Genomic DNA, 25,997 nt, shown 5'->3' on the forward strand with positions numbered 1-25,997 from the left:
ACCGGCAACCACCGCTGAACTACGCGGTGATTGCCGGTGGCCTTATTATATTGACGCATCTAAACGTTCTTTTTATCGCTCTACTTTAAATTCAAAACCGTCAATTTTTCTCTGGACATTGACAAAATACTATTATGAACTCCTTGTGTACCTAATCCAGACGCTTTCACACCCAAGAATGGGAAATTGTCCGGTCCTCTTGATGGCCGACCGTTGACTTGAACCGTCCCGGCTTCTACTCCTCTTGAAATCTCAAGTGCTTCGTCAATGTCTTGAGTAAACACACTCGCCTGCAAACCAAAATCCGACTCATTGGCAATCTTAACCGCTTCTTCATTTGAATGAACTCGAATAATTGGTAAGACCGGTCCAAATGGCTCTACCCATGCAATGTCCATATCCGGAGTTACATTATCAAGTAAAGTTGGTGCCAACAAGTTACCATTTCTTGTGCTACCGGTGATCAAAGTGGCTCCCTTTGTGACCGCATCATCGATTAAGCCTTGAACAAAGTCGGCAGCTTTGTCGTCAATTAAGGGTACAATATCGTTTCCTTCAGCTGGTGACCCAACCTTCAAAGATTCGACTAATGGCTCTAATTTTTCGACTAATTGATCAGCCACTTTATCATTAACAAGTACTCGCTTAACGGCAGTACAACGCTGGCCAGAATAAGCATAGGCACCGGAAACAATATTCTTAGCTGTTCGGTCCAAATCTGCATTCTCACAGACAATGGCCGGATCCTTCCCGCCTAACTCAAGCACTAACGGAATCATAATCGACTTTTCAGACAAATGCTGACCAGTTTTCGTACTGCCAGTGAAGCTAATCATGTTAATTCCCTGATGTTCCGTGAGATAATCTCCAATAATCGATCCACGACCTGTTAAAAGACTCAACACACCAGCTGGAAAACCAGCACGATCAAATGCTTCAATCATCTTAATTCCACAAATTGAGCCTTGCGTTGCTGGCTTAAAAATCACGGTGTTGCCTGCCATTAAAGCTGGCGCGATTTTAGCGGCTGACAAATTGATCGGATAATTGAATGGAGAAATTGCAAGCACGGTACCCAGTGGTACGCGTGTAATGATGCCAACTTTATCTTTTGATCCACCTGGAAAGCCATCGCCACGCATACTTTGCCCATTCATATGTAGCGCTTCTTGAACTGTGTAGTGAATTAAGTCAACTGTTCGTAATACTTCTTTTTTGGCATCATCGAAATTTTTACCTACTTCATCCATCACCGCCATCGCCAAGTTATTCACGTCTTTATTAATTTCATCAGCCCAACGATCCAAATATTGTCCTCGCTGAGTTAAAGATAAATTGGCCCAGTCTTCCTGTACTTCATGTGCTGATTCAATTGCTTTATCAACCTCATTTTTAGTAACTGATTGAACTGATCCAATCACCTCATGACGCCATGGAGACCTAATATCTAGTGTCTCTTTTGATTCACTGTTTTGCCATTGACCCGCAAAATACGCCTGATAACTCTTTACCACATCCACAACAATTCCCCCTGCCATCAATTTTATGTACGTTCTGTTTTTATAGTCGTTAAACATTAAATAGTATTTTAATTGTTATGAAATATAATGTAAAGAGCAATACTTGTATATTAGTTTATGAAATTAAACAAATTATCAGTATTTTGCATTTTTAATTTTCTTTAGATGATAATATTGAAAAACCCCATTAAACAAAAAGTGTGATAACCCAATGATGTAAACGGTTATCACACTTTTTATTTTTTTAATTTAATTTGCAATAATGAAAAACAATTAATTTTTTGCTTTTCTGCTGGACGGATCTAGTCGATGTTCCAACATCCCCAAAATTGCATCAGCAATAATGGCCATCAATGCAGTTGGTAAAGCACCAGCTAAGATAATGGCGCCACCATTGGTTGCATTGGTTCCGCGAATGATGATATCGCCTAATCCACCCGCACCGACGAAGGACCCTATCGCCGTAATTCCAATTGCTAATACCAGGGCATTTCTTAAACCCGCCATAATGACGGATAATGATAGGGGCAGTTCTACATAAATCAGTCGCTGCCATGATGTCATTCCAATACCACGACCTGCATCGATAATGTCAGGACTAACATTTTGCATGCCAGTATAGGTATTCTTTAGAATTGGTAAAATCGAATACAGAAATACCGTCACAATCACGGTGTTCACGCCTAACCCTAGTCCTAACATTAGGATTGACAGCATCGCTAGCGAAGGAATTGTTTGAATCACATTAGCAATTCCAATCACCGTTCCACTCAGTTTACGATATCTCGAAATAAAAATTCCCAGGGGAATACCAACAATTGCGGCTAACAACACTCCATATATAGAAATTAAAAAATGTCGGGTAAATTGTTGTAGCACATACATACCATTTTGACTGAAGTAGGTGACCAGCTGTTGCCATATATTCATATTTGCCATCAGTTAGTTCCCCCCTTCGAAGTAGTTATGAGCCTTGAGATATTTTTCTGCCACCGTGCTTGGTTCTTCGAGGTCATTGTCCACTTGATAATTTAACTTCTGCATCGTTTTAACAGAAATTTTACCAGCCAATTTATTCAACACTGGTTTTAGTTCCGGATGCTTCTTCAAAACCGATTCGCGCACTACAGGTGAAGCTTCGTATGGTGGGAAAAAGTGTTTGTTATCTTTCAACATTTTCAGATGATAGCTGTTAATTCGTCCATCAGTTGAATAGCCCAAAATAGCATCCATTTTACCTGCATCCAGCGCATCATAAACTAAGCCAATCTGCATAGAATACATATTCTTAAATCCAAAACCATAAAGTTTCTCAAAATCAGCATAGCCATCGCCTCGACGATCACGCCATTGTTGGTCAATCCCAACTTTCATTGTCGATGCATACTTCTTCATATCCGAAACATCATTAAGATGATACTTTTTGGCCGTTTTTTGTGTGACCATCCATGAATAGGTATCTGCAAATCCATAAGGTTTCAAATAAATCAACCCGTACTTCTTTTTGAATGTCTTGATAACATACTCAGTATCTTTTGTTGGGTTATGGCTGGACGTTTTCCCCAAGATATCAGTTAAATCAGTTCCGTTATACCGGGCTGCTGACATATCAACTTCACCTTTTTTCAAGGCAGCCATGCTGACAGTAGCAGAGCCTAAGTTCTGAATGACAGTTACTTTTAAGGGCGTATAGTGTTCAATCATCTGTTGATCAATGGCAGCCACAATTTGCTGTTCGGTTGTACTTTGAGCAGCGATCGTGATCGTATCTTTGGATGAGCTACTAAGACCAGGAAACCCACATCCACTTAAGACTAGTGCTAATCCTGCCATCAATCCAGCTGTCAGTAGCCATTTTTTCCTTTTCATCATTTGGCCACCCCCTAAGCTTGCGCCGTTTTCGGCGTAACAAGGAGCTCAACCTTACCAAGTAAATAATCGGTAATCAATGCTAGTAAGATTACAGGAATTGACCCAGCCAGGATTAAATCGCTACGGTACAAATTCAAACCATTGAAAATAAAATCCCCTAATCCACCAGCGCCAATATAGGAGGCTAGAGTAGCCCAAGCAATGACATAGGTTGCTGATAGACGAACCCCTGACATAATCACCGGTGCAGCTAAACGTATCTCAACCTGGAAAATTGACTGCATATTGTTCATGCCAATCCCCTTAGCAGCATCTAACACGGCCGGATCCACATTTTTAATACCCAGGTACGAGTTGCGGAGAATTGGCAAAAGTGAATAAATAAACAGAGCAACAATCGCCGGTAGATTACCAATGCCAAAGATTGGAATCATCATTGCTAACAATGCCATAGCAGGGATCGTCTGCAAGACACTAGCGAGTCCAATCACAAAACCTGCAACCTTCGGTAACCGAGTCAAAACAACTGCCAAAGGTACCGCAACAATGATTCCTAGCCCGAGTGAAATAAAGGAGATATAGATTTGCTGCCACGTTTTAACTAATAGCTGCACACCATTAGCCTGTAAAAAGCTAATCATCTAATGCCCCCTTCTTCGGTACAGAAATATCACGTTTCTGTTGTGCCTGAACAGCACTGGCAGCGTGTGTATCTTCTTCGCCTTCATCTTGGCCCCATAAAGCATCGTAAACCATATCAACAAGCGTTGCACGGGTCACGATACCTACTAGCTTACCCTCGGCATTAATAACTGGAATGTTTCGATAACCCAACTTCAAGATCCGGTTGACCGAGTCGCGGATAACTGAACTTTCATGAACAAAATAAACATCACGGTTCATAACTTCGCTTACAGGTCGTTTGCGCTGGTAGCCAAGATCCAACTGTTGAATATCTAGAACACCAACTAAATGACCGTCATCATCAGTGACTAACAATGTATCAACACGCTTTTGGTGCATTGTTTCCAGAGCTGTATGTAGCGATTCATTTTCATTAATGCTGATTGGCGACTTCAACATAATTTGACCAACAGTTGTAACACTTGGTCTGGCCTGAATTAAGCGATCCTCTCCAATTAAATGTTTCACGAAATCATTTTTAGGATGCTTCAATATATTATCGGGAGTATCAACCTGAACTACTTGGCCATGGGACATAATGACTATCTTAGTTGCAAACCGTAATGCTTCATCCATATCATGGGTAACAAAAATAAATGTTTTGCCCAATCGTTTCTGCAAATCTAGAACCAAATCCTGTAATGACTCACGAGTAATTGGATCAAGGGCGCCAAATGGTTCATCCATTAATATAATATCTTGATTAGCAGCAAATGCACGCACAACTCCAATTCTCTGCTGCTGTCCACCAGACAATTCAGATGGATAACGATCCAAAAATTCCGCTGGTAGTTGGGCAAGCTTGATTAGTTGGTTAGCACGCTCATCACGCTTATCTTTAGACCATTTCAATAGTTTGGGCACTAGCGTAATGTTGTCCCGAATTGTCATGTGGGGCATTAAGCCAACGTTTTGAATTACATAGCCTAACTGACGTCGCAATTTATCCGGATCCATCTTGGTAACATCCTGATCATTCAACAAAATTTTACCCGAGGTTGGATTAATCATTCTGTTAATCATTCGCAAAGTTGTTGTTTTTCCAGAACCTGAAGTCCCGATAAAGCAGACAAAATCGCCCGCATCAATGTCGAGCGAGACATCTTCCACAGCCACCTTGCCACCGGCATATTCTTTTCGTAAATGTTGTAATGATATTAGCAAAGAGGGCCTCCTTAAAAATTACATTTCTTATTCAGCATAACGTACATAGGTATTCATTTTCAATTGATACGGTAATTTCTGTAACAATTCATGTCGTTAATCGTCCAAAATTAGGAACAAAAAAGACAATATCGTACCTAAAATCAGATATGACACTGTCTTTTCAAAATCCTATTTAAATTGTGCAAATAACTGTTCGACTGTTTGATACTCCTGTTCAGTTAATTCAACATCGAGTGATTTAGCGTTACTTTCAACCTGTTCAGGTTTTTTGGCTCCCGGAATAACAACTGAAATCAATGGATTTTGCATATACCAGGCCAACAATGTTTGAGCAATTGTGGCGTTATGATCATTTGCAATTGGCTTTACTTGATCAACAGCTTTAATAATTTCAGCATATCTCTGGCCAGTAAAGTCTGGGTTGCCTTTACGAATATCGCCATTATCAAATTCTGCGACACCATGATATTTACCAGTCAACAGTCCTGAAGCAAGTGGAAAATATGGCACAAAACTGATATTGTTTTCCTGCAAATATGGCATCATTTCTTGGGCATTGTCTTGATGTAACAAGCTGTACTGATCTTCAACAATATCCACGTAACCGTCTGCGTTAGCCTCTTTTATTTGATCAAGACTAAAATTAGAAATGCCAATTGCTCGAATCTCGCCTTTCTCCTTGAGACGCTGTAATGCACCTACCGCTTCAGCTTTTGGTGTTTGTTCATCAGGAAAATGAATATAGAAAATATCAAGATAATCCGTACCTAAACGTTTTAAACTTTTTTCCACTTGAAATGTTAAAAAGTCTGGATCGTTATTAATGGCATCACCATCTTGTGCACCTTTCGATGCAATCGCAAAATCATGACGATCGTAATCCTTAATCGCCTGACCAATTAACTCCTCAGAATGGCCCAGTCCATAAGCATAGGCTGTATCAATTAATGTAATGCCACTGTCCAATGCAGCCTTAACGATTTGAATACCTGTTTGATCCACTAAGTTAGGGAATAGGTTGCGTCCACCAACGGCGTTAGCACCTAATCCTAAAGCTGTCGTTTTAACGTCTGTGTTGCCAATTGTAACTAATTGTCTCATAAAACATTCTCCTTTCGAATCTGATATTTCTGACAAGTTTAATTCCACCCAATTATTAGGCTGATGGCAATCGTAATCAACCATTTTGAACCAAATTTAAGTGAAACTGTTGACTTTTTATGTTTACACTTGTAAACTCATTTTATAGATTACAAGTGTAACCAAGGAGGCATTCTAAATGAACAATCAAATGAAAGACATGGACATGAGCGAAGATATGTCCGATATGGACATGGGCGATATGAATATGAACGGTCACAACATGGACATGATGAACCATGGTGGTCACATGATGCACATGGGCAACCTTAAACGTAAGTTTTGGGTGTCATTAATCTTAACTATTCCCATCATTTTCATGAGTCCAATGATGGGGGTATCATTACCATTTCAAATTATGATTCACCCGTGGACCGATTATATAGTTGCTATTATTGGAACAATTACTTTTATTTACGGTGGACAGCCGTTCTTCAGTGGTGCAAGAGGAGAACTAGCCAGCAAAAAGCCGGCGATGATGACTTTGATCGCCATGGGTATCACCGTAGCTTTTGTTTACAGTATCTATGCCGTTCTTGCTAATCAAGTATTTAATTCTTCCACTCACGTAATGGATTTCTTCTGGGAACTAGCAACATTGATTGATATCATGCTGCTAGGCCACTGGATTGAAATGGATACCGTTATGAATGCGGGCTCAGCCGTTGATAAGTTAGCTAAACTATTGCCTAGCAAAGCTCACAAAATCATCGATGATCAGCCTAAAGACGTTAACATTAGTGAACTTAACATAGACGATATTGTCGAAGTCCGGGCCGGTGAAAAAATTCCAGCTGACGGAATAGTCATCAATGGCAGTTCGAGCGTTAACGAATCCATGTTAACAGGTGAAGCAGCCCTCGTTACTAAAAAGGTTGATGATACAGTCATCGGTGGTTCAGTCAATAGTGAAGGTACCTTTGAGGTTAAAATAACCGGGACTGGCAAATCGGGCTACCTGGCTCAAGTAATGGAACTTGTGCAAAATGCTCAGGATTCAAAATCTTCAAAAGAAAACATGGCAGATCGTGTTGCTGGTTTGTTGTTCTACGCGGCATTGACTGTTGCAATTGTGGCATTCATCAGTTGGCTGTTGATCGATAATTTAGCAATTGCCTTATCCATTGCCGTTACTGTTTTAGTCATTGCCTGCCCTCACGCCCTAGGATTAGCAATTCCATTGGTAGTCGCTCGCAGTACTGCGATTGCCGCTAGCCACGGTCTCCTGATTCAACACCGTGAAGCAATGGAAACAGTTAACCAAATCAAATACGTTTTAATGGATAAAACTGGCACCTTAACTGAAGGCAATTTCAAAGTTCATCAATTCAAAAGTGTCAACGATAACCTGACAGATGATCAAGTTCTTGGGCTAATGGCGGGACTGGAAAACAGTTCCAGTCATCCCCTTGCGGTGGGAATTCTGCAAGCCGCTAAGGATGCACAAATAACACCCGCTGATGCACAAGATGTCTCTCAACAAACTGGTGTCGGTATCTCTGGATCAATTGATGGTACAACGTATTCAATTGTTTCTGCTGGTTATATTGAAAAGCAACAGATTGATACTCAAAAATTGGACCTTTCAAACTTATTATCTTCCGGTGATTCCATCAGTTTCCTAATTAATGGAAATGAAATACTAGGTTACGTAGGTCAAGGCGATACCATCAAGCCAAGCGCTGAAAAGCTGATTAAAGATTTAAAGAACCAAAACATTATTCCCGTAATGTTAACCGGTGATAATCAGCAAAGTGCAACCATCGTTGCCGATCATCTTGGCATTAACGAGGTTCATGCCCAACTATTGCCTGAGGATAAGGAACAGATTATCCGTAAGTATCAGGATACTGGTGCCAAGGTCATGATGGTCGGCGACGGTGTCAATGACGCGCCAAGTTTAGCTCGTGCTGATATTGGTGTTGCGATCGGTTCAGGAACTCAAGTCGCCATCAGTTCTGCCGATATTATTTTAGTCAAAAGTGATCCGGCAAGTATCACTGAATTTATCGATTTAGCCAAGAAGACGACTCGCAAAATGACCCAAAACCTATGGTGGGGAGCTGGTTATAATATCATCACCATTCCACTAGCAGCTGGAGTATTAGCCCCGATTGGCTTTGTTCTTAATCCTGTGGTTGGTGCGGTTGTTATGTCCCTAAGTACCGTGATTGTTGCTCTTAATGCGATGACTTTGCGGAATGATTAGACCGTCAATTTGATTCCGACGATGCTAACCACTAAGAGAACTACAAATATCCAAGTAACTGCTGGAATACGATCTCCAAATAGAATCACTCCCAGAATAATTGTTCCAACTGCGCCAATACCTGTCCATACTGGATAGGCAATTCCTAAAGGCAAGGTCTTCACCGCCTTTGCGAGAAACCAAAAACTAAGGATCATGCCGATCACAGTGTAAATAGAAAAATTAATCTTGGTAAAACCCATACTGAATTTCAACATTGTTGCCCAAAATGTTTCAAACAACCCCGCGATTACTAAATAAATCCATGCCATATTTTACATCCCCTTTAATCGAAAAATACCGTTGCGGCTCCTACATGACCTAAAGGAGTCGTAACGGTATTTGCTGCCCGGCGGCAGATAATTTCATTAGAATAGTTATATTGTATCTGATTTTAGTGTGACCGGCAACCAAAGAGATTGGTTTTGTTTTACGTTGTCGCTTGAGTGAGTTATGCTATAATCGTTGAAATTAAAAAGAATCGAAGTGATTAATATGATGGATAAAAATGTTAAATATCCGGATACTGCAGCGTACGAATACGTGATCAGTGAATTTGAAAAACGTGGAATTACAATCGACGAAATTGCTAAGGTGGCCTTTGATCTGCAAAAGAAACATATTCCTGACATCAAGATGGATGAAGTTACAGATGCAGTAATTGACGTCTTGCACAAACGAGAGGTTCTCAACAACATCATGGTCGGACTGCAACTTGATAAGATGGCTAATAAAGGACAACTAGATGAGCCATTGCAAACTATTGTTGGTCATGACCTTGGTGTCTTTGGTGTTGATGAAACACTTGGTAACCAAATTGCCACTGTTTATGGTCAAATTGGAACAACTAGTTATGGCTACGTTGATAACATCAAGCCAGGTATTATTGGCAAGCTAGATAAGGATAAAAGTACGGTCAACACGTTTGTGGATGACCTAGTCGGTGCAGTAGCAGCAGCGGTCTCGGGAAAGGTTGCGCACCAAAACAGTTAGAACTAGGAACTAGAGTGTGGAGCAACACGGGTTGAGGCTGATATATAAGGGACATCAACGGATTAATTGTGGCTTTTACAATTAATTCGTTGATGTCCCTTATATATTGGGCCTCAGTGTTGTGGAACACGTTTCGAATATAAAAAAGTAAGAGCGAACTCCAACGGATTAATTGTGGTTTTTACAATTGATTCGTTGATGTCCCTTATATATTGAGCCTCAGTGTTGCGGAACACGTTTCAAATATAAAAAAGTAAGACGTGAACTCCAACGGATTAATTGTGGTTTTGCGATTAATTTGTAAGAGAGCTCCTTATACATTCGAGTCTCAGTATTGCGAAGCTCATTTCGGCAAAAGTGCTCATCACCACGCCTAGCCCATAAAATATAACAGGGTCACCCCAATTGAACTAAATTTAGTCCGATTGGGGTGACCCTGCTATATTTATGTGAGGAGCACATTTCACCTATATTGCACGCGTACAACGCGTAGATAAAAATTCAAGCAACCGCCACATATAGCACCACAATCACTAACCCCGGCAACATGTTTGCCACTCGAATTTTAGTACTAAACAGTAAATTAACGCCAATGCAAAAAATCATCATTGATCCAACTAATGCAATTCCGTTAGTCATTGACGTTGATAAAAATTGATGAATTAAAACCGCCAGTAACGTAACTGTCATCTGAAAAACAAATACAGGCAATGCACTAAAAACTGCACCTAAGCCAAAGGCGGCAGCGTAGATGGCCACAATGACTCCATCTAAAACCGCTTTGGTAAAAAGCATGTTGGGATCATGCAATAAAGCATCCTGAAGTGGTCCAATAATTGCCATCGCTCCAACACACACAGTTAGCGTGGCACTGACAAATCCATCCACAAATTGAGAATCGTTCTTTGAACCAACTTTGAGACGTAGCCACTTACCCAACCGAATAAATTTTTCATCAATATTAATCAGTTCTCCAATTAAGGTTCCCAGTGCTAGTGAGATTGTGGCCATTAAAGTTCCTTGCGTGGTAATTTGACCGTTATGAATTACTAAAATATGCTGTAATGCTCCCGCAATACCAATAAACATCACGGAGACACCAATTGCCTGCATAATTGATGTTTGCAGCTTTTGATTTAATAGTCTTTGAAAGATGTAGCCAATCAATCCACCAAGAATAATAGCCCCCGTGTTCACGAAAGTTCCTGTCCCGATTATGTACAAAAATATGTCTCCTTTCTAATTAATCTTTAATATTATATCTTAATTAAATCAGATATAAAAGTTGATTTGTAATCAGCTCAAAGTAGTAATTGACAATTATTCACCGAGCTCATAGAATTAATTTATTGTCTTTTCGGACAGAATACATAATGAGATTTTAATGAGGAGGAATCCAATATGGATAATCGTTTGGATTCAAGAACAGCAGTTAAAGATACACTACCCACAGTGTTTGGATACATTGGCATTGGTATCGCATTTGGCATTGTTGCTAAGGCATCAGGAATGAGCCCTCTATTAGTGTTTTTAATGTCTGTGATTACATATGCTGGATCAGCTCAGTTTGTTGCCGTTAGTATGCTCGCAGCCCACAGTCCAATCTTATCGATTGTTTTCGCAATTTTTTTGGTTAATTCAAGAATGATCTTGATGAGTACCACCGTTGCGAGATATTTCAATAAGTCGTCGATGCTAAAAAACGTCATTATAGGTAGTCTTTTAACTGACGAGACCTTTGCGCTAAGCATGAACAAACGCAACTACACAGATAATCAACTTGGATTTGCCTGGATGAATACCGCCAATTTAATCGCCTATGGAACATGGATCATCTCTAGTGTTGTCGGAGCGGTACTTGGTAACTTAATTACTAACCCAGATAAATTCGGCCTAGACTTTGCATTAATTGCCATGTTTATGGGTCTGCTGTACTTGCAAGTCATTTCAGATAAATCTTTATCGCGCTTGTTACAGTTAATCGTAATCGTTTTGACTTGCGCACTTGTTTACCTGGGCCTAATATTCATTCCCAGCAATATCCTAATTTTAGTTGTCACATTGGTCGGATGCACATTAGGGATGGTGATTAAACATGCCTTCTTTTAACTTTGTTTTACTTACCATTATCGGTTGCGGCATTATTACCTGGCTATCCAGAATTTCACCATTTGTGATCCTCAAAAAATATCGACTCTCCCCAACTTTAATTGAATTTCTCTCATTTGTGCCAATTGTTATTATGGCAGCGCTCTGGTTTGAAAATTTATTCACCCAACGAATGGGGCATTTACCTGGTATCGACTATGAAAACCTATTTGCCTCAATTCCGACAATCATTGGGGCCATCCTCACCAAAAGTCTGCTGGCGATTGTCATCATCGGGATTGTCTCCTTGGCTGTTATTCGAATGATCATGTGATTTTTGCCAATAAATAGTAACAATTACTATTTACATTAATGCTAAAAGGGCATATAATGTTCTAGTCGGAACTTAGTCGCTTATAAATAATAAGACAAATTAATGGTCGCTGACCAGATTGTCTGCTACACTTGTCAGTTGAAGAATAAATCAGAAAAGGAGTCATTAGATGGCTAAGAAATCAAAAATTGCTAAAGAAAAAAAGATCGACGCAACCATTGCAAAATATGCTAGCTTACGTCGCGAATTGAAAAAGAATCACGACTATGAAGCATTAAGTAAGTTGCCTCGGAACGCATCCCCCGTTCGTAGTCACCATCGTGATATGTTAGATGGTCGTCCACGCGGGTACATGCGTAAATTTAAAATGTCTCGTTTGAATTTTAGAAAGTATGCACATGCAGGTCAAATTCCTGGTGTTAAAAAAGCTAGCTGGTAGTCGGTTGGCTAATAATAAAAATAGGGTAGTACATTATCGATGATTAATGTACTACCCTATTTATTTATCATTAAAGTATCAACATATACCGTTTAACAACATTTCATCTAGATTTCAAAATAGTAATAACAAAATCAAAATTATTAATGGGCTGAACCAAAAAGGTTAAGAATAACACTGCCCAGCAAGATTAATGTAATACCAATAATACTGGGAAGATTGATTGATTCATGCAATGCAAACACTGAAATTAGAGTAATGGCTACCGTGCCAACTCCTGACCACATCGCATACGCAATACTTAAATCAATACTACGAAACGCTAATGATAGAAAATAAAAACACAGAATGTAACCAATCACCACACCAATGCTTGGCAAAACTTTACTAAATCCATTCGAATACTTAAGAAAACTGGTCCCGGCGATTTCACCGCCAACGGCTAATCCCAAATATAAATAACCCACTCGAAACGCCCCCACTCACCAGAAATTAATACCTCTATCTTACTACTTTTCTCTGTGAGCATACGTTGAAATCACAAGTTCAATTACTGCAGCAGCTATCCCTAAACCAACTCCTAACGGCCAATTTTTAAAGGCTAATCCGCATACTACAGCAATTGCAATTCCCGTAGTTGTCCCGTTAACATAATCTTTTGGTTGAAGTTTCATCGTTATCCCCCGTTTCATCTATCATCATAACAGATTAACAGCCCAATTAATGCTATACTATGACCACTATTAATTTCAAAGGAGCATTGTCATGATTCAACCAATTAACCGTGACCAGGCTATTTTATCTACTAAATCAGTTGACGCCACACCAATGGATCTGCAAATTGTGACAGATCTGTTAGATACACTGAAGGCACATCAAGAAGAATGCGTTGGAATGGCCGCTAACATGATTGGCCAAACCAAACGAATTATCGTCGTTCAAATGGGCATTATGCCGGTTGCAATGATCAATCCAAAAATCACTAAGAAAATTGGACCTTCACCCAAAAGTGAAGGCTGTCTCTCACTTGATGGACAACGGACCGTCACCAGATACCACTCAATCACAGTTAAATACTTAGATCAGCAGTTTAAACCACACACGCAACAGTTTACGGATTTTATTGCACAGATTATTCAACATGAGGTGGATCATTGTGATGGGGTGCTAATTTGCACGTTTAGTCTATAAAAATAGAAAGATCACTTAAAAAATTGTCTCTTTACTGCAATTTTGCCGAAATGTGCTACGCCAAGCAGGCATCCATAAAATAACGAGGAAAATGATAAATCGTTTGATCTTTGAACGGTTTGTCATTTTCCTCGTTATTTTACAATGCCTAAGCACTTGGCTCCGCACTCTATTTTTGAGTTCTCCTAATAATTCGAGCCGGATTTCCAGCCGCAATTACATTACTAGGTAAATCCTTAGTTACAACGCTACCAGCACCTACTACCACATTGTCACCAATCGTAACATTAGGTAATACAATCACTGAACCGCCAAACCAGCAATCGTTGCCAATCGTTATTGGCCGATCATACTGCCAACCCACTCTCCTTAAATCGACATTATAGGGATCATGGTTTGGAGTATATATCTGGCAATTCGGGCCAAATAAACAGTGCTTGCCAATCGTGACTTTTCCCGCACTTAAAACTTGTAGGTTGTAGTTAAAGAATGTTCCTTCGTCGATAAATAGCGTTTCAGGGTGCTCAATTGTGCCAATTGGATAGTATAGTTGCACACTTGAATCAGCGTGTGGTAGAAATTCATCGACCATCTCGTCAGCTTCATCAATATTCGTTTTAGCAACATCGTTAATTGACTGGACCATTTGGGCGCTATGACGAACGATCTTTTGCATTTTGGGTTCATGGCTGTACTGGTACCAATCCCCACGCTTAACGCGTTCAAAGATATCAACTTTGGACAATGCTTCTGGATCTTTAGGACTTTCTGGTTTATCTTTCATCAAAATTACCCCTTAAATATTTGTCATCATGTCGTAATCACCAGTCATTCTACCACAAAACAACAAGTAATTATTAAGGGATAAGTTTATTGATGGCTTCTGCCACCCCAGATTCATAGTCTTGATCCGTCACGAGTTTTGCCACTTTTTTAACATCTTCAATGCCATTATTCACTACCACTGGCATACCAACTTTCATCAGCATCGGTAGGTCGTTCCCATTGTCACCGATTGCAATAATCTCGCGTGCATCAATGCCTAGTTTACGACCTAATTCAATAGTTGCCGTTCCCTTGTCTACTCCCTGCGTGGTTAACCTCCAGGTACTGTCCTGAAGAATAAGTGCAATTAATGTTATCATCAAAGGCTTTCTTCACCCGATCGTACATTCTGTGCTGCACAGTCTCATCGGGATGCATTGCAATAATCTTCATTATTTTATCTTGTCGAAATTGTGACAAATTGTCCGCAGTTAACTCTTTAAAGCTTACACCACGTGTCTTTAAATATTTCTCATCGTCATGACGCGGATGATAAATATAAAGATCATTCATCAAATAGATGTGCACATCAATGTCATCAAATGTTTGGAAGATGGAGAAGACCTTGGTTGCTTCTTCAAATGGCATTTCGTTGCTGATGATTACCTTGTGATCTTTATTTTCAACAACTGCTCCTCCATTGTACGAAATCACATATTCGTTGGCCAGATTGGCTAGTTTGAGTGTTTCGAGCAACGGCTGAATTGACCAAAAACTTCTGCCTGTGTTTGGTACGAACTTCACTCCTTGCCGCCCAGCACGAGCAATTGCATCAATATTTTCTTGGGAAACACTACCATCTTTACGAAGCAGGGTTTCATCCAAATCACAAGTAATCATTTTGTACATTGAATAGATCCTCCTATTAACATTAAAAGCGAGACAGCCCTGTGCTGTCCCGCTTCTGCATTGTAAATCTATTAACTACATTTGTTATTTTAAGATTCTTCAATACCAGAAATCAATGACAGGTTATGCATGTCGTCACCTAAGTCATTATACAGGTTCCGGTAAAGTTTGTAATACTTGTTGTAAGTTTCATGTTGTTCAGCACGTGGTTCAACCTTGTCACCAAGTACTTGCCACTTCTGAACTTCATCAATTGAAAGTGTGTCAGTTGCTAATCCAGCTAACATAACGTCACCTAAATTAGCTTCGGCATCGTCAACTGGTGTGCGAACTGCATAACCAGTGACATCAGCGAACATTTGAACCCATTGTGCCGAATGAGTTACACCACCAGCAATGACGATGTAATCTCCAAGATCGCGACCAGTGCTTTCGATACTATGACGCAATGCGTAGCAGACAGCTTCTTCAAATGCGTGGAAAATATCAGCTTTAGTGTGTACAAGGGACAGCCCAAATATCATTCCCTTTGCATCTGAATTCCAAACTGGAGCACGTTCGCCCATGAAGTATGGTAAGACAACCAATCCACGACTTCCGGCCGGCACATCTTTAGATTCTTCACCGAGTGTTACATAGGCATCTTTGCCACCATGGTTTTGTACGGCAACTTCAGCATCACCAAAGTTATCTCTAAACCACTTAGTAATAGCACCAGCAGTGGCAGAACCACTAAAGTTATAGACTAAGTCACGTGACTTATAAGGATATGGCCAAACGATCAATCCCTTGCCTTTAATTGGCTTTTCACTAACCAAAGCGGCATTCATCGATGAACCAATGGCTGCAACATAACGACCAGGTTCCAAAACGCCCATGCCAATGTTAGCAGCACCAACATCAACACCTCCGGCAATAACGGGTGTTCCTTCTTTAAGGCCAAGATCACTAGCAGCTTCACTAGAAATTCGACCGGCAATTTCTGTTGCATCAACAAATTTTTGTGGCATCTTATCAACTGGAACGCCCATCGCGTCCATCATTTCTTTAGACCATGTTCCAGTATTGATATCGTAGAATCCACCAATGTTACCAGCAGCAGAATAGTCAATTGACACTTCACCAGTCAACTTGTAGATAACATAGTTGTTCGGTGGTAAGAACAGCTTTGTCTTCTTCCAGTTTTCTGGTTCATGGTTTTTAACCCAGAGCACCTTTGTGTAGCCATAGTACGGATCAACAACGTCGTTACCGGTGATTTCAGAAAGTCGATCTAAATCGACATTTTCCTTAACCCACTCGGTTTCTTCAGCTGCCCGACGGTCCATCCAGATCAAGTCAGGACGGACAGGATTCATATCTTTGTCAACTGGAATGCCAGAACCACCATACAGACCGCTAATACCGACACCCTTGATATCATCAGGGTTAACGCCGCTCTTTTGAACCACGCTTCTAATCGATTCTTTAGCGCCCTTGAGCCACACCTCAGGCCATTGTTCAGCCCATAGAGGCTTTGGTGTAAGTACATCATATTCTTCCAAATCTTGGGCAATCAACTTGCCGTTTGTATCCATCAGAATACTTTTTGTACCTGACGTTCCAATATCAGTTCCGATTAAATAGTTCATGATCGTTTCTCCTCTTCTACAAACATTTAATGGTTAGATTGTGTCTACCATGCAGTGAAGGCACCATCAACAAGGTAATCGTCACCAGTTGAGAAGCTGCTGGTATCACCGGCCAAGTAAACAGCCATACCCTGTAATTCTTCTGGCTTGCCTAAACGACCAAGTGGAGCCCAGTCGTTCCAAGTCTTGATCAATGGCTTCAGATCTGGTGAACTGAGAGTCAAATCAGTACCCATGTAACCAGGACTCATAGTGTTAACACGAACGCCACGCTTTGCCCATTCAATGGCTAATGACTTCGAAAGTTGAATAACACCATTCTTAGTAGCATTGTATGAACATTGTGGTTGTGGACGGTTAACAATGTGTGCTGACATTGAAGCGGTGTTGATAATTGAACCGTGACCTTGCTTTAACATGTAACGTCCAGCAGCGGTTGAGCAAAGGAATACTGAGTTCAAGTTTAAGTTAACAACCTTCAGCCAGTCTTTGTATGACATCTCTTCTGCAGGAATGTTCAAGCACATGCCGGCGTTGTTAAAGGCAGCATCCAAACCACCTAATTGATCAACAACTGTGCTGACCATGTTTTCAACAGCATCTGGATCAGTAACATCGGTAGCAACTGAAATTACTTTTTGACCAGTAGCCTTGGCAATTTCTTCAGCAGTTGCTTGTGCCTTATCTCCATTAATATCAACGATAGCAATATCGGCACCTGCTTCAGCCAACCCTGTTGCCATTGCTTTACCTAAACCTTGAGCACCACCGGTAACGTAAATGGCCTTACCGTCTAAGCGCATACGATCTAAAACACCCATGATATGTTCCTCCTAAAAAGTTATATTAAGGCCGCTTTATTAATTTATAATGATGTTTTATAAAACGACTTTCTTTAATTCGATATAAGCATAACGCCACCGTTTCAGAATGTCAACACTTTTTTGAATACGTTTTCATTTTTTCTGTTTTTTCTTTTTTAAAAACTACTTTACAGAAGTCAACTGTGATAAACTAGCCTTATCAAAACCTTAAGGAGGGACATCGATGAGCTCTAGTAATATGCAATCAATTCAGCATTCTAACTATTCCAACATCTACCATTTGCTTTATAAGAACGAAAAATTATCAAAGCAAGATATCGCTGATTCCCTTGATCTTAGCTTACCGACTGTCAGCTCTAACCTGCAGAAGTTGCTCGATCGAGGCTTAATAATCAAAAATGGTCAGCTTAAATCAACAATTGGTAGACGGGCAACCGCCTACTCAATTGAACCCAATGTTTCACTAAGCTTGGGGGTTGAGATTTTTAGAAATTACTCAACAGTCACTATTCTTAATCTGCGTCATGAAGTTTTGGCTGTTCACACGGTGAATTTACCTTTTTCAAATGATCTTCACTACTCCCAATCACTAAGCCAGCAATTACTGATTTTAATTCAGAATAAGGGATACAAATCAGAACAATTTATTGGTGTGGGAATTGGCATCCAAGGATTAATTTCAAATGATGGCACAACCATCTTATATGGCAAGATTTTAGATAGCACTGGTATGAAAGCTTCTAATTTTAGTCAGTTTTTACCGTTTCCAGTGACATTCTTCCATGACGCCGACTGTGTCGCAGTTGCAGAAAATGCTTACCATGCAATGGATGGAATCTTCATGTCAATTGGCGAGCACCTTGGGACCGCGATTATCATTAATGGGAGTATTTTAAAGAGCCCCAGTGGTCGGGATGGCACAATGGAACATATCACACTTGATTCTGTTAACGGCAGAGTTTGTTACTGTGGTCGCAAAGGATGCATTGAAACGTACTGTTCGCTCAGCTCGTTACTGAAGCCAAACGAAACGTTATCTAGTTTCTTTACCGAATTACAGCACAGCAAAACTGAAATCGTTGATCGTTTCCATAAATATTTAAAATTATTAGCAGAATCAATTTACAACCTGCATATGTTTGTGGACATCCCAATTGTAATTGCTGGTCAACTCACTAAATACATGAACGTGGAGACAATGAACGTGATTAAAAAATATCTGAAGGATTACTCAGTATTTCCTGAAGATGAAGAATATCTCAGACTAGGTCATGTCGTTGATCATGCGGTGGCAATTGGCGCTGCTATTCCCGGAATTGAAGCAAGAATCGAAGAAATCTAACACATTAACTCGTGATTTAAAGAATTCCAAAAAAACTTAGCAATTAATTGGTTTCACCAATAATTGCTAAGTGTTTTTTTGTTAAACATATCCCAATATAAAAAGCCTCTGTGAGTTCCAGAGACTTTTTTTATAGATCTATCGAGTTTCGTTCATACCTAAATCATTCGTATTGTAGTTTGAATCGTTGTTTTCACTTTGTTCAACTGAACCAGTTTCATCAACGTTCACTTCTTTTTTTTCCAAACGTGCTTCCAGTTCCTTAACAATTTCAGCATGACGCTTTTCAGTTAAGTTAACCTTGGCAAAGAAGATAAATGCGGCGATCACCAGGAGCACAATGGGAATGTAGAACATAAACGTGTTGAATTCAAAAATTCCGTGTGCAGTGATATCTGATGGCTTGGCACTACCAGTCATACCAGCAGCAACCGCAACAATACCGACGATCCCATTTGAAGCTGCACCAGCTAATTTATCAATCAAAGGACGAACAGATAAAGTAACCGATTCATTACGTGTTCCATTAATCAATTGACCATACTCAACACTATCAGTGATAGTCATTAATGTTGCTAAGAAGATCAATGGGTATGGGAAGAAGTAGAATGCAACGGCCACTAGAACCATTGGCAAACTTTGACCAGCAAATAAGAAGATAACGTAGCCAATCAGCATGAAGGCAATTCCGCCAATGTAGATAGCCTTGCGCTTGATCAACATTTCAAGAGCTGGGAACAATGAAACAGAAATAACACCTAAGATACAAGTGATCACACCAACCCAAGTATATGCACCGGCATTACCCAGACGGTAAGTGAAGTAGTAAAGTAACAGAGAGTTAGTAACAACATAACTAAATGCAAACAAGAAGTAAGATGCCGCAATCCAGAGAAGTTGGCTGTTACGACCAATAGCACGGAAAATGTCAGTAACTGTCGTATGCTTAACGTTTGAACGAATTAAGTTATGTTGTTCCTTCAAATTCATGCAGGCAATAATTGCACCACCCGTACATAAAATAGCAACAATTGCGACATATCCAGTCCAACCAGCACGAGTCTCTTGTCCGAATGGTACTTTAGAAATCAGATGTGAGAAAAACATGATTGCTGGAGAAATGATAACGATTACAATTTGTGCTCCTAAAGTAGACCCAATTCTGGAAGCGGTACCAAATCTAGTTCTAACTTTACTATCAAGACTAACAGCTGGTAGTAGTGACCAGATGGCAATATCACTAAATGAATAGAAAACATCAATGACTAAGAATGAAACGGCTAAAGCAACCAAATACATTGTTGGGTTGTTTAATGCCAAACCAAAGTAGTCAGAAAACAGGAACAATAATCCGATCGAGGCAACCACAGATCCAATTAAGATCCAGGGCCTGAACTTCCCCCATCTAGTATTGGTGTTATCAACAACCCCACCGATCATTGGGTCAAACATGATTTCACCGACACGAATGATAACAATAATAGCAGTAACCATACCTACCATCTTTGCACTAGCACCGCTGGTAAACAGTTGGCTAGTAATAAACATCATAAAATAAATACTCATTGTGTTGTAGAACGCATCATGACCAAACGTCCCAAACGCATATGCCAAATATTTCCTCATCTTGCACACCCCACTCATAGATTTAAAATTGAAAGCAATTTTGTAAAGACATTTAATAAAAGCATTTTGCATAAGTAATTATATCTGTAAACGGTTTCATTTGCAATGAGTTATTTATTAATTTTTAAATTCACAACTATTCCAATCACCCAATAATTAGCCGAATTGGTGTTTTAATAGTATCTCAGGAAGTTACCAATTACCAAAATTAATTCACTTTTAGCTCTTTTTGTGATCTTTTTTCATTAATTTTATATAACTAACAGTTCTAAATTAACAACAAAAAAACTGGGATCGATTTTCAACCCCAGTTTTCATTGAACTATGTCATTAAGCTTGTTTTTGCTTTAATTCGCGTTGTTTACCTAGTTCTGCCAAGTGGACCTCATGCGTTAAGAAAGCATGCGTACTGGCATTATAGTGATGCTGACGACCAATTTTAACTAAGTATCCATTGATAAAGTCAACTTCTGTTGGTCGATAGTTATGCATATCCTGGTACATAGACGGATAGTGAAGAGGCATGGCTCCTTTGCTGACGTGCATAATACTAGCCACTTCGTCTTGACGAGTATTGATAAGCTTTACTCCATCACGTTCACAAACATCGTAAGCTTCATCAATTAGTTGACGAGCCATGTCTTCCGCACCATCGTATGCGGCGTACTCACCCATTGTCATTTCAAACATTGTGCAAATTGTATTAACAACTGAGTTAAAAACTACCTTCGCCAACAGAGTTCCCATGAAATTGGTTGTCAGTGTTGGATGAAACTGTGCCTTTTCGAGTTCATCAACTAACTGGTGAGTGAACTCGTCAGGTTTCTCAGTATAGTTAGCAAGGTTCATTGAACCTGCACCACGTTTGCCAATAAAATCGACATCCCCAGGCCCGTTGAGTACAGTTGCAACCAGCGCAGTACCAGCAATCAGCTTGTCTGGCTTAAAATACTGGGCTAATTTTTCAATATGTCCCATTCCATTCATGCAAGTAAAGGCATACTGATTTGGCTTAAAGAAATGTGAACAACGATCAAGCATATCTGCCAATTGCATTTGCTTAGTGAAGAATATGTAGCAATCTGGATCTCCCTGATACTCTTCAGGGTAATATATATTGATTGGTACCAGGTGTGTATTCTCGTGATCGCGTGATACCATTGCACCGCCTTGTTCACGGATTTTTTCAACGTTATCTTCCCAACCATCAATAAAATCAACCTGATTACCTGCGTCTTGAAGTAAAATTCCATAGCGTAATCCCATTGCGCCGGAACCAATCACAGCAAATTTCATCATCATACCTCCTAAAGTAATGACCAATTAAAATATTATAATAAGTCGCTAATAATTTACTCATAATGTTGGATAAAGTCAACCTTTGTGGAAGATTATAGACATAAATCAGTTAACTATATGATTTTTATCTATCTTTAGTTATATAAGATTAGAATTCAATTAAATTATTAAATGTTTTTACTAACATTGATTTATCGATACTGCTAGAATTGAACCAATTAGTAATACGAAATTTGAAATGGGAGGCTGTTTTAAATGAAAATTGGACAAGATATAGTTAAAAATTTGGGTATGGGCACTTGGTACCTTGGCGAGGGTAACAATATTAGAAGTGATCAAGAAATTAACGCCCTTCAATATGGCATTAATCGCGGAATTAACGTGATTGATACCGCCGAAATGTACGGCGATGGTGCAGCTGAACAATTAGTTGGTCGGGCTATTACACAATATGATCGTTCAAGTCTTTTTTTGATTTCCAAGTTCTACCCTTGGCACGCTGATAAGGACAATATGAAGGCATCACTCACTGCGAGTCTGCAACGCTTAGGTACCGACTATTTAGATCTCTATCTTCTGCATTGGCCCGGAGACACACCAATTGAAGAAACACTATCAGCTCTTCATGGTCTTCAACAAGATGGATTAATAAAACAATTTGGTGTATCTAATTTTGATGTTCGAGATTTGAATGCTGCGTCCGCAAATCACTATTTTGAGGACATATCAGCTAACGAAATATTGTACAACGTGGCCACTCGTGGCACTGAATATGACTTGTTACCATACCATCGTACCCACAACATTGCCACCATTGCTTATTCTCCTTTTGGTTCAGGCAACGGTAACGAGATTCAAATTCCATCCATAATCTCTCAACTTGCCCATGATAAAAAAGTGACAATTCACCAACTTATTTTGTCATGGATTTTAAGACAAAACAATATTTTGGCGATTCCAAAAGCAAGCTCCGTTGATCACATTCAAAATAATATTGATGCAATGAATATTGAATGGTCTCCCGACGAATTGTCTATTATTGATACTGCCTTTCCTGCCCCAAACCACAAGGAGCCATTAAAAGTTATTTAGAGTGCAACAAATGACGCTCTGCTCCCAGGATATAAGGCACATTTAGGCTAGATAAACTGAAACAAAAGCCAAATAATATTAACCTTCGTTCAAATCTTATTCTTCACTATTCATTACGACCACTTTGCCAAAACTTTGTTGCCCTTCCAAATATTCGTGGGCTTTGGCGGTTTCTGCTAATTTAAATACCTTTTCTGGTTTGACATCAATATGATTTTTTTCAATCAAATCAATCATTTCTTGTAACTCTTCAGTACTAGTTAGTCCCGATTGAAATCCTGTCAGGTAAGCGTAATTGGGGACATCGTAAACTGGATCAAAATCATCGACCGTCCATTTATCACCAAGCTCTCCAGTCATGTTAACAATTCCAAAGGGAGCCACATGTTTTAACGAATCACGTAAGGTTGCTGGACCAACCAGTTCCACAATTTTATCAAACTTGCGGTCGCCGGGTAGAACTTCATTCGCAACTAAAGCATCATCAAAGCCGGCGTCGATGAGCTGATGTCTCTTTTTGTCTGATCTGGTCGTGCCAGTGACAAATGAGGCTGGTTCAATTGCCTTGATTAATTTTAAGCAGGCCTGACCAACACCGCTGGTGGCGGCTCTAATAAGTACTTTATCATCTTTTTTCAACTGTAATGCAGTCACGATACCATAAGCCGTCTGATAGGTTTCTGGAACAGCTGCTAGTTCTTCCCAAGATAAATTTGTCGTGACAGGATATATCTGAGTATTTGGTAGCAATGCATATTCAGCATATCCACCATCAAAATCACGTCCCATTTCACCCATAATTGAAATAATCTTTTGACCCTGGTGGAACAAAGATGGCGCTGAAGTTTCTGCAACTTCGCCCACAGCCTCAATGCCTAAAATTCTCGGAAAATGAACCGATGGTGAATCTCCACGCCTAGTAAATATCTCTGAATGATTAATGCCAAACCCGTGAACCTTCATTAGCGTCCAACCCTCTTTAACTGTTGGGGTTGGCACTTCACGATATTCGAGAACTTCAGGGCCACCTGGATGGCTAACAACAATTGCCTTCATTGAAACTATCTCCCTACTTTTTTGACCGTTTTAAGTGAATTTGTGGCTAGTATAACAGAATTGGTTTTACCTTTTTCATTATAACTGTAAAAAGAGACACTATGCTGATCAACTGCCTCAAACAGACATTCAATCATCACGGTGTCTCCATGTACATCTTACTAGCTTCGATTATGGTAGGATATGTCCCGCCTTAAAGTACAGGTCGTACCATTCCTGCTTGGTTAACTCTACACCAGATCCTGCAGCACTTTCTTTAATGTGCTGTGGATTCATGCTACCTAAAATTACTTGAATTTTGGCAGGGTGACGAAGAATCCAAGCTGTTGCAATTGCGTTTTTGGTAACACCCTTCGCATCAGCAACTTTTTGTAATTCTTCGTTCAATTCAGGGAATTTTGGATTATCAATGAATGGTCCTTCAAACATTCCGTATTGGTATGGTGACCATGCCTGGACGGTCATCCCCTTACGCTGAGCATATTCTAGTAGTCCACCATTATGATCGACACTGTCGTCATCAGCCATGTTAGTGTGCATGCCAAGATCAATCATTCCAGTATGCATTAATCCAAATTGTAACTGATCAAACATCAAACGTTGATGGACAGCACTTTGGACCAATTCAATTTGTTGAGGATTAAAGTTTGATACCCCAAAATGGCGTACCTTGCCGCTAGTTTGCAACTCATCAAAAGCTTCGGCAATTTCATCAACTTCCATTAACGGATCTGGACGATGGAGCAAGAATGAATCCAAATAATCAATGTTTAGTCGCGTCAAAATGCCATCAACGGCCTCCAGCAAGTGTTGCTTTGAAAAATCATAACGACTGCCAAATACCACGCCACCTTCACTCCTGGTTGGATCAACAATAATGCCACCTTTTGACTGAATCAAAAAGTCATCCCGTGTAAATCCTGCTTCTTTCATCGCAGCACTAAACCGTTTTTCAGATTCTCCCTCACCGTAGATATCAGCTGAATCAATATAAGTAATACCAGCTTCTTTTGCAGTTGTTAATACCTCAGCAGCCTGCTTCACTGTTAACTGATCCATGCGCATAATTCCCAATGCAACATTTGAAGCCGTTAACTCACTATTACCAAGCTTAATTGTCTTCATAACATACTCCCCATTTCTAATTAATTTAGGTCGTAAAATGATAGCCTTTACAACATAGGTCAATTATAAAACTTAGACCACTGTCTAAGTCAACTTATACCCGTTAATGTGTGGTATTATTTGAGATAAGTTTTAGATCGAGGAGGAAAATCATGGCATACTCAATCGGTGAAGTTGCTGATCAAACTGGCATTTCAGAATACACACTACGTTTTTATGATAAACAAGGATTAATGCCATTCGTTCAACGATCATCATCAGGCAGAAGGATGTTTAGTCAAGATGATATGGATTTTATCGGATTAATTTCGTGTCTCAAAGACACTGGCATGACACTAAGTGAAATCAAAGATTTTGTTGAAATGACAGTGGAAGGTGATGCCACACTTGACCAACGCTTGGAATTATTTAAACAACAAAAAGCAGCGGTAAAAAGGCAAATTGCTGCTGCAAACAAGCGACTGGAAAAATTGGACTTCAAGGTTCGTTATTTCACTGCCGCTTGCAAAGCGGGAACCGAAGCTGCAGTCGAGGGAGACTGTGAAATACCAGGATCACCAATCCGAATCAAGCAAACAGATTCAAAAGTTATCTAAATTTACAAATTAAATGTGCAAGTTAATCTGTAACGACCAATATAGTGTCTTACAGA

28 protein-coding genes are annotated in these 25,997 nt (G+C 39.8%); 9 read left to right on the forward strand and 19 right to left on the reverse strand.

The window, feature by feature from the left end:
* Positions 1-80 precede the first annotated feature (80 nt).
* The 6 genes from FD16_RS06710 to FD16_RS06735 form a co-directional block, all read right to left on the reverse strand.
* Positions 81-1,514, reverse strand: a complete 1,434-nt coding sequence (locus FD16_RS06710) for an NADP-dependent glyceraldehyde-3-phosphate dehydrogenase (RefSeq protein WP_304622513.1) — start codon at positions 1,512-1,514, stop codon at positions 81-83.
* Between the two features lie 279 nt (positions 1,515-1,793).
* Entirely contained in the window at positions 1,794-2,459 is a 666-nt protein-coding gene (locus FD16_RS06715; RefSeq protein ID WP_010622733.1) for an ABC transporter permease, read from the reverse strand.
* 3 nt (positions 2,460-2,462) lie between these two features.
* Entirely contained in the window at positions 2,463-3,392 is a 930-nt protein-coding gene (locus FD16_RS06720) for an osmoprotectant ABC transporter substrate-binding protein (RefSeq protein ID WP_029508414.1), read from the reverse strand.
* A gap of 11 nt (positions 3,393-3,403) precedes the next feature.
* A complete protein-coding gene (locus tag FD16_RS06725) occupies positions 3,404-4,033 on the reverse strand; it encodes an ABC transporter permease (protein ID WP_010622731.1) in 630 nt (209 codons plus the stop codon).
* A complete protein-coding gene (locus FD16_RS06730; protein ID WP_010622730.1) occupies positions 4,026-5,240 on the reverse strand; it encodes a betaine/proline/choline family ABC transporter ATP-binding protein in 1,215 nt (404 codons plus the stop codon). The genes FD16_RS06725 and FD16_RS06730 overlap by 8 nt, the downstream gene beginning before the upstream one ends.
* Positions 5,241-5,411: 171 nt before the next feature.
* Complete coding sequence (locus FD16_RS06735) at positions 5,412-6,344, reverse strand: aldo/keto reductase (protein ID WP_010622729.1); 933 nt, start codon at positions 6,342-6,344, stop codon at positions 5,412-5,414.
* A 190-nt stretch (positions 6,345-6,534) separates the two neighbouring features.
* Here FD16_RS06735 and FD16_RS06740 point away from each other — a divergent pair, with 190 nt between their 5' ends.
* The gene (locus tag FD16_RS06740; RefSeq protein WP_029508413.1) at positions 6,535-8,592 is read left to right on the forward strand and encodes a heavy metal translocating P-type ATPase; all 2,058 of its coding nucleotides are present in this window, start codon (positions 6,535-6,537) and stop codon (positions 8,590-8,592) included.
* Here the strand turns inward: FD16_RS06740 and FD16_RS06745 are convergent.
* Positions 8,589-8,903, reverse strand: coding sequence for a DMT family transporter (locus FD16_RS06745; protein WP_010622727.1), 315 nt, complete (start codon positions 8,901-8,903; stop codon positions 8,589-8,591). The two genes, FD16_RS06740 and FD16_RS06745, sit on opposite strands and share 4 nt — an antisense overlap.
* Before the next feature lie 223 nt (positions 8,904-9,126).
* On the opposite strand from FD16_RS06745, the gene FD16_RS06750 reads away from it, so the two are divergent.
* A complete protein-coding gene (locus FD16_RS06750) occupies positions 9,127-9,624 on the forward strand; it encodes a phosphatidylglycerophosphatase A family protein (RefSeq protein ID WP_029508412.1) in 498 nt (165 codons plus the stop codon).
* Positions 9,625-10,125: 501 nt separating this feature from the next.
* On the opposite strand, the gene FD16_RS06755 is transcribed toward FD16_RS06750, so the two are convergent.
* The gene (locus FD16_RS06755) at positions 10,126-10,848 is read right to left on the reverse strand and encodes a DUF554 domain-containing protein (protein WP_010622725.1); all 723 of its coding nucleotides are present in this window, start codon (positions 10,846-10,848) and stop codon (positions 10,126-10,128) included.
* A 177-nt stretch (positions 10,849-11,025) separates the two neighbouring features.
* Here FD16_RS06755 and FD16_RS06760 point away from each other — a divergent pair, with 177 nt between their 5' ends.
* From FD16_RS06760 to rpsN, 3 genes are all read left to right on the forward strand, one after another.
* The gene (locus FD16_RS06760; RefSeq protein ID WP_010622724.1) at positions 11,026-11,733 is read left to right on the forward strand and encodes an AzlC family ABC transporter permease; all 708 of its coding nucleotides are present in this window, start codon (positions 11,026-11,028) and stop codon (positions 11,731-11,733) included.
* Entirely contained in the window at positions 11,720-12,046 is a 327-nt protein-coding gene (locus FD16_RS06765) for an AzlD domain-containing protein (protein WP_010622723.1), read from the forward strand. Before FD16_RS06760 ends, FD16_RS06765 begins: the two co-directional genes overlap by 14 nt.
* A gap of 169 nt (positions 12,047-12,215) precedes the next feature.
* On the forward strand, positions 12,216-12,485 hold the full coding sequence (gene rpsN, locus FD16_RS06770) for a 30S ribosomal protein S14 (protein WP_010622722.1): 270 nt from the start codon (positions 12,216-12,218) through the stop codon (positions 12,483-12,485).
* Between the two features lie 143 nt (positions 12,486-12,628).
* Here the strand turns inward: rpsN and FD16_RS06775 are convergent, their stop codons facing one another.
* Positions 12,629-12,952 (reverse strand): DMT family transporter, encoded by a 324-nt coding sequence (locus FD16_RS06775; protein ID WP_010622721.1) that lies wholly within the window; start codon positions 12,950-12,952, stop codon positions 12,629-12,631.
* A 42-nt stretch (positions 12,953-12,994) separates the two neighbouring features.
* Positions 12,995-13,159 carry a hypothetical protein gene (locus FD16_RS12760; protein WP_155804387.1) on the reverse strand — a complete coding sequence of 55 codons (165 nt, stop codon included), beginning with the start codon at positions 13,157-13,159 and terminating at the stop codon, positions 12,995-12,997.
* Positions 13,160-13,250: 91 nt separating this feature from the next.
* Here FD16_RS12760 and FD16_RS06780 point away from each other — a divergent pair, with 91 nt between their 5' ends.
* Positions 13,251-13,676: a peptide deformylase gene (locus FD16_RS06780; RefSeq protein WP_010622720.1), complete on the forward strand. Its 426-nt coding sequence runs from the start codon at positions 13,251-13,253 to the stop codon at positions 13,674-13,676.
* Positions 13,677-13,845: 169 nt separating this feature from the next.
* Here the strand turns inward: FD16_RS06780 and FD16_RS06785 are convergent, their stop codons facing one another.
* From FD16_RS06785 to FD16_RS06800, 5 genes are all read right to left on the reverse strand, one after another.
* Positions 13,846-14,460 carry a sugar O-acetyltransferase gene (locus FD16_RS06785; RefSeq protein ID WP_010622719.1) on the reverse strand — a complete coding sequence of 205 codons (615 nt, stop codon included), beginning with the start codon at positions 14,458-14,460 and terminating at the stop codon, positions 13,846-13,848.
* A gap of 73 nt (positions 14,461-14,533) precedes the next feature.
* A complete protein-coding gene (locus FD16_RS13140; protein ID WP_081479637.1) occupies positions 14,534-14,821 on the reverse strand; it encodes an HAD family hydrolase in 288 nt (95 codons plus the stop codon).
* Positions 14,736-15,350 carry an HAD-IIB family hydrolase gene (locus FD16_RS06790; RefSeq protein ID WP_010622717.1) on the reverse strand — a complete coding sequence of 205 codons (615 nt, stop codon included), beginning with the start codon at positions 15,348-15,350 and terminating at the stop codon, positions 14,736-14,738. Before FD16_RS06790 ends, FD16_RS13140 begins: the two co-directional genes overlap by 86 nt.
* 89 nt (positions 15,351-15,439) lie before the next feature.
* A complete protein-coding gene (locus FD16_RS06795; protein ID WP_010622716.1) occupies positions 15,440-16,981 on the reverse strand; it encodes an FGGY-family carbohydrate kinase in 1,542 nt (513 codons plus the stop codon).
* A gap of 44 nt (positions 16,982-17,025) precedes the next feature.
* Complete coding sequence (locus FD16_RS06800) at positions 17,026-17,802, reverse strand: SDR family oxidoreductase (RefSeq protein WP_010622715.1); 777 nt, start codon at positions 17,800-17,802, stop codon at positions 17,026-17,028.
* Positions 17,803-18,028: 226 nt separating this feature from the next.
* On the opposite strand from FD16_RS06800, the gene FD16_RS06805 reads away from it, so the two are divergent.
* Positions 18,029-19,147, forward strand: a complete 1,119-nt coding sequence (locus FD16_RS06805) for an ROK family transcriptional regulator (RefSeq protein WP_010622714.1) — start codon at positions 18,029-18,031, stop codon at positions 19,145-19,147.
* Between the two features lie 138 nt (positions 19,148-19,285).
* On the opposite strand, the gene FD16_RS06810 is transcribed toward FD16_RS06805, so the two are convergent.
* Both FD16_RS06810 and FD16_RS06815 read right to left on the reverse strand, forming a co-directional pair.
* A complete protein-coding gene (locus FD16_RS06810) occupies positions 19,286-20,773 on the reverse strand; it encodes a glycoside-pentoside-hexuronide (GPH):cation symporter (RefSeq protein ID WP_010622713.1) in 1,488 nt (495 codons plus the stop codon).
* A 330-nt stretch (positions 20,774-21,103) separates the two neighbouring features.
* Positions 21,104-22,069, reverse strand: coding sequence for a ketopantoate reductase family protein (locus FD16_RS06815; RefSeq protein ID WP_010622712.1), 966 nt, complete (start codon positions 22,067-22,069; stop codon positions 21,104-21,106).
* A 258-nt stretch (positions 22,070-22,327) separates the two neighbouring features.
* Between FD16_RS06815 and FD16_RS06820 the strand changes: the two genes are divergently transcribed.
* Complete coding sequence (locus FD16_RS06820; RefSeq protein ID WP_010622711.1) at positions 22,328-23,164, forward strand: aldo/keto reductase; 837 nt, start codon at positions 22,328-22,330, stop codon at positions 23,162-23,164.
* A gap of 96 nt (positions 23,165-23,260) precedes the next feature.
* On the opposite strand, the gene FD16_RS06825 is transcribed toward FD16_RS06820, so the two are convergent.
* Entirely contained in the window at positions 23,261-24,220 is a 960-nt protein-coding gene (locus tag FD16_RS06825; RefSeq protein ID WP_010622710.1) for a zinc-binding dehydrogenase, read from the reverse strand.
* Between the two features lie 171 nt (positions 24,221-24,391).
* Positions 24,392-25,345, reverse strand: coding sequence for an aldo/keto reductase (locus FD16_RS06830; RefSeq protein WP_010622709.1), 954 nt, complete (start codon positions 25,343-25,345; stop codon positions 24,392-24,394).
* Between the two features lie 152 nt (positions 25,346-25,497).
* On the opposite strand from FD16_RS06830, the gene FD16_RS06835 reads away from it, so the two are divergent.
* Complete coding sequence (locus tag FD16_RS06835; RefSeq protein WP_010622708.1) at positions 25,498-25,941, forward strand: MerR family transcriptional regulator; 444 nt, start codon at positions 25,498-25,500, stop codon at positions 25,939-25,941.
* Positions 25,942-25,997 lie beyond the last annotated feature (56 nt).

It is taken from the genome of Paucilactobacillus suebicus DSM 5007 = KCTC 3549 (assembly GCF_001434475.1).
GTDB lineage: Bacteria > Bacillota > Bacilli > Lactobacillales > Lactobacillaceae > Paucilactobacillus > Paucilactobacillus suebicus.

Coding starts and splice junctions, on each gene's coding strand:
- FD16_RS06715 (WP_010622733.1), bottom strand. CDS start 2,459: ATGGCAAATATGAATATATGGCAACAGCTGGTCACCTACTTCAGTCAA.
- FD16_RS06720 (WP_029508414.1), bottom strand. CDS start 3,392: ATGATGAAAAGGAAAAAATGGCTACTGACAGCTGGATTGATGGCAGGA.
- FD16_RS06725 (WP_010622731.1), bottom strand. CDS start 4,033: ATGATTAGCTTTTTACAGGCTAATGGTGTGCAGCTATTAGTTAAAACG.
- FD16_RS06735 (WP_010622729.1), bottom strand. CDS start 6,344: ATGAGACAATTAGTTACAATTGGCAACACAGACGTTAAAACGACAGCT.
- FD16_RS06740 (WP_029508413.1), top strand. CDS start 6,535: ATGAAAGACATGGACATGAGCGAAGATATGTCCGATATGGACATGGGC.
- FD16_RS06745 (WP_010622727.1), bottom strand. CDS start 8,903: ATGGCATGGATTTATTTAGTAATCGCGGGGTTGTTTGAAACATTTTGG.
- FD16_RS06750 (WP_029508412.1), top strand. CDS start 9,127: ATGATGGATAAAAATGTTAAATATCCGGATACTGCAGCGTACGAATAC.
- FD16_RS06760 (WP_010622724.1), top strand. CDS start 11,026: ATGGATAATCGTTTGGATTCAAGAACAGCAGTTAAAGATACACTACCC.
- FD16_RS06765 (WP_010622723.1), top strand. CDS start 11,720: ATGCCTTCTTTTAACTTTGTTTTACTTACCATTATCGGTTGCGGCATT.
- rpsN (WP_010622722.1), top strand. CDS start 12,216: ATGGCTAAGAAATCAAAAATTGCTAAAGAAAAAAAGATCGACGCAACC.
- FD16_RS12760 (WP_155804387.1), bottom strand. CDS start 13,159: ATGAAACTTCAACCAAAAGATTATGTTAACGGGACAACTACGGGAATT.
- FD16_RS06780 (WP_010622720.1), top strand. CDS start 13,251: ATGATTCAACCAATTAACCGTGACCAGGCTATTTTATCTACTAAATCA.
- FD16_RS06785 (WP_010622719.1), bottom strand. CDS start 14,460: ATGAAAGATAAACCAGAAAGTCCTAAAGATCCAGAAGCATTGTCCAAA.
- FD16_RS13140 (WP_081479637.1), bottom strand. CDS start 14,821: ATGATAACATTAATTGCACTTATTCTTCAGGACAGTACCTGGAGGTTA.
- FD16_RS06790 (WP_010622717.1), bottom strand. CDS start 15,350: ATGTACAAAATGATTACTTGTGATTTGGATGAAACCCTGCTTCGTAAA.
- FD16_RS06795 (WP_010622716.1), bottom strand. CDS start 16,981: ATGAACTATTTAATCGGAACTGATATTGGAACGTCAGGTACAAAAAGT.
- FD16_RS06800 (WP_010622715.1), bottom strand. CDS start 17,802: ATGGGTGTTTTAGATCGTATGCGCTTAGACGGTAAGGCCATTTACGTT.
- FD16_RS06805 (WP_010622714.1), top strand. CDS start 18,029: ATGAGCTCTAGTAATATGCAATCAATTCAGCATTCTAACTATTCCAAC.
- FD16_RS06810 (WP_010622713.1), bottom strand. CDS start 20,773: ATGAGGAAATATTTGGCATATGCGTTTGGGACGTTTGGTCATGATGCG.
- FD16_RS06815 (WP_010622712.1), bottom strand. CDS start 22,069: ATGAAATTTGCTGTGATTGGTTCCGGCGCAATGGGATTACGCTATGGA.
- FD16_RS06820 (WP_010622711.1), top strand. CDS start 22,328: ATGAAAATTGGACAAGATATAGTTAAAAATTTGGGTATGGGCACTTGG.
- FD16_RS06825 (WP_010622710.1), bottom strand. CDS start 24,220: ATGAAGGCAATTGTTGTTAGCCATCCAGGTGGCCCTGAAGTTCTCGAA.
- FD16_RS06830 (WP_010622709.1), bottom strand. CDS start 25,345: ATGAAGACAATTAAGCTTGGTAATAGTGAGTTAACGGCTTCAAATGTT.
- FD16_RS06835 (WP_010622708.1), top strand. CDS start 25,498: ATGGCATACTCAATCGGTGAAGTTGCTGATCAAACTGGCATTTCAGAA.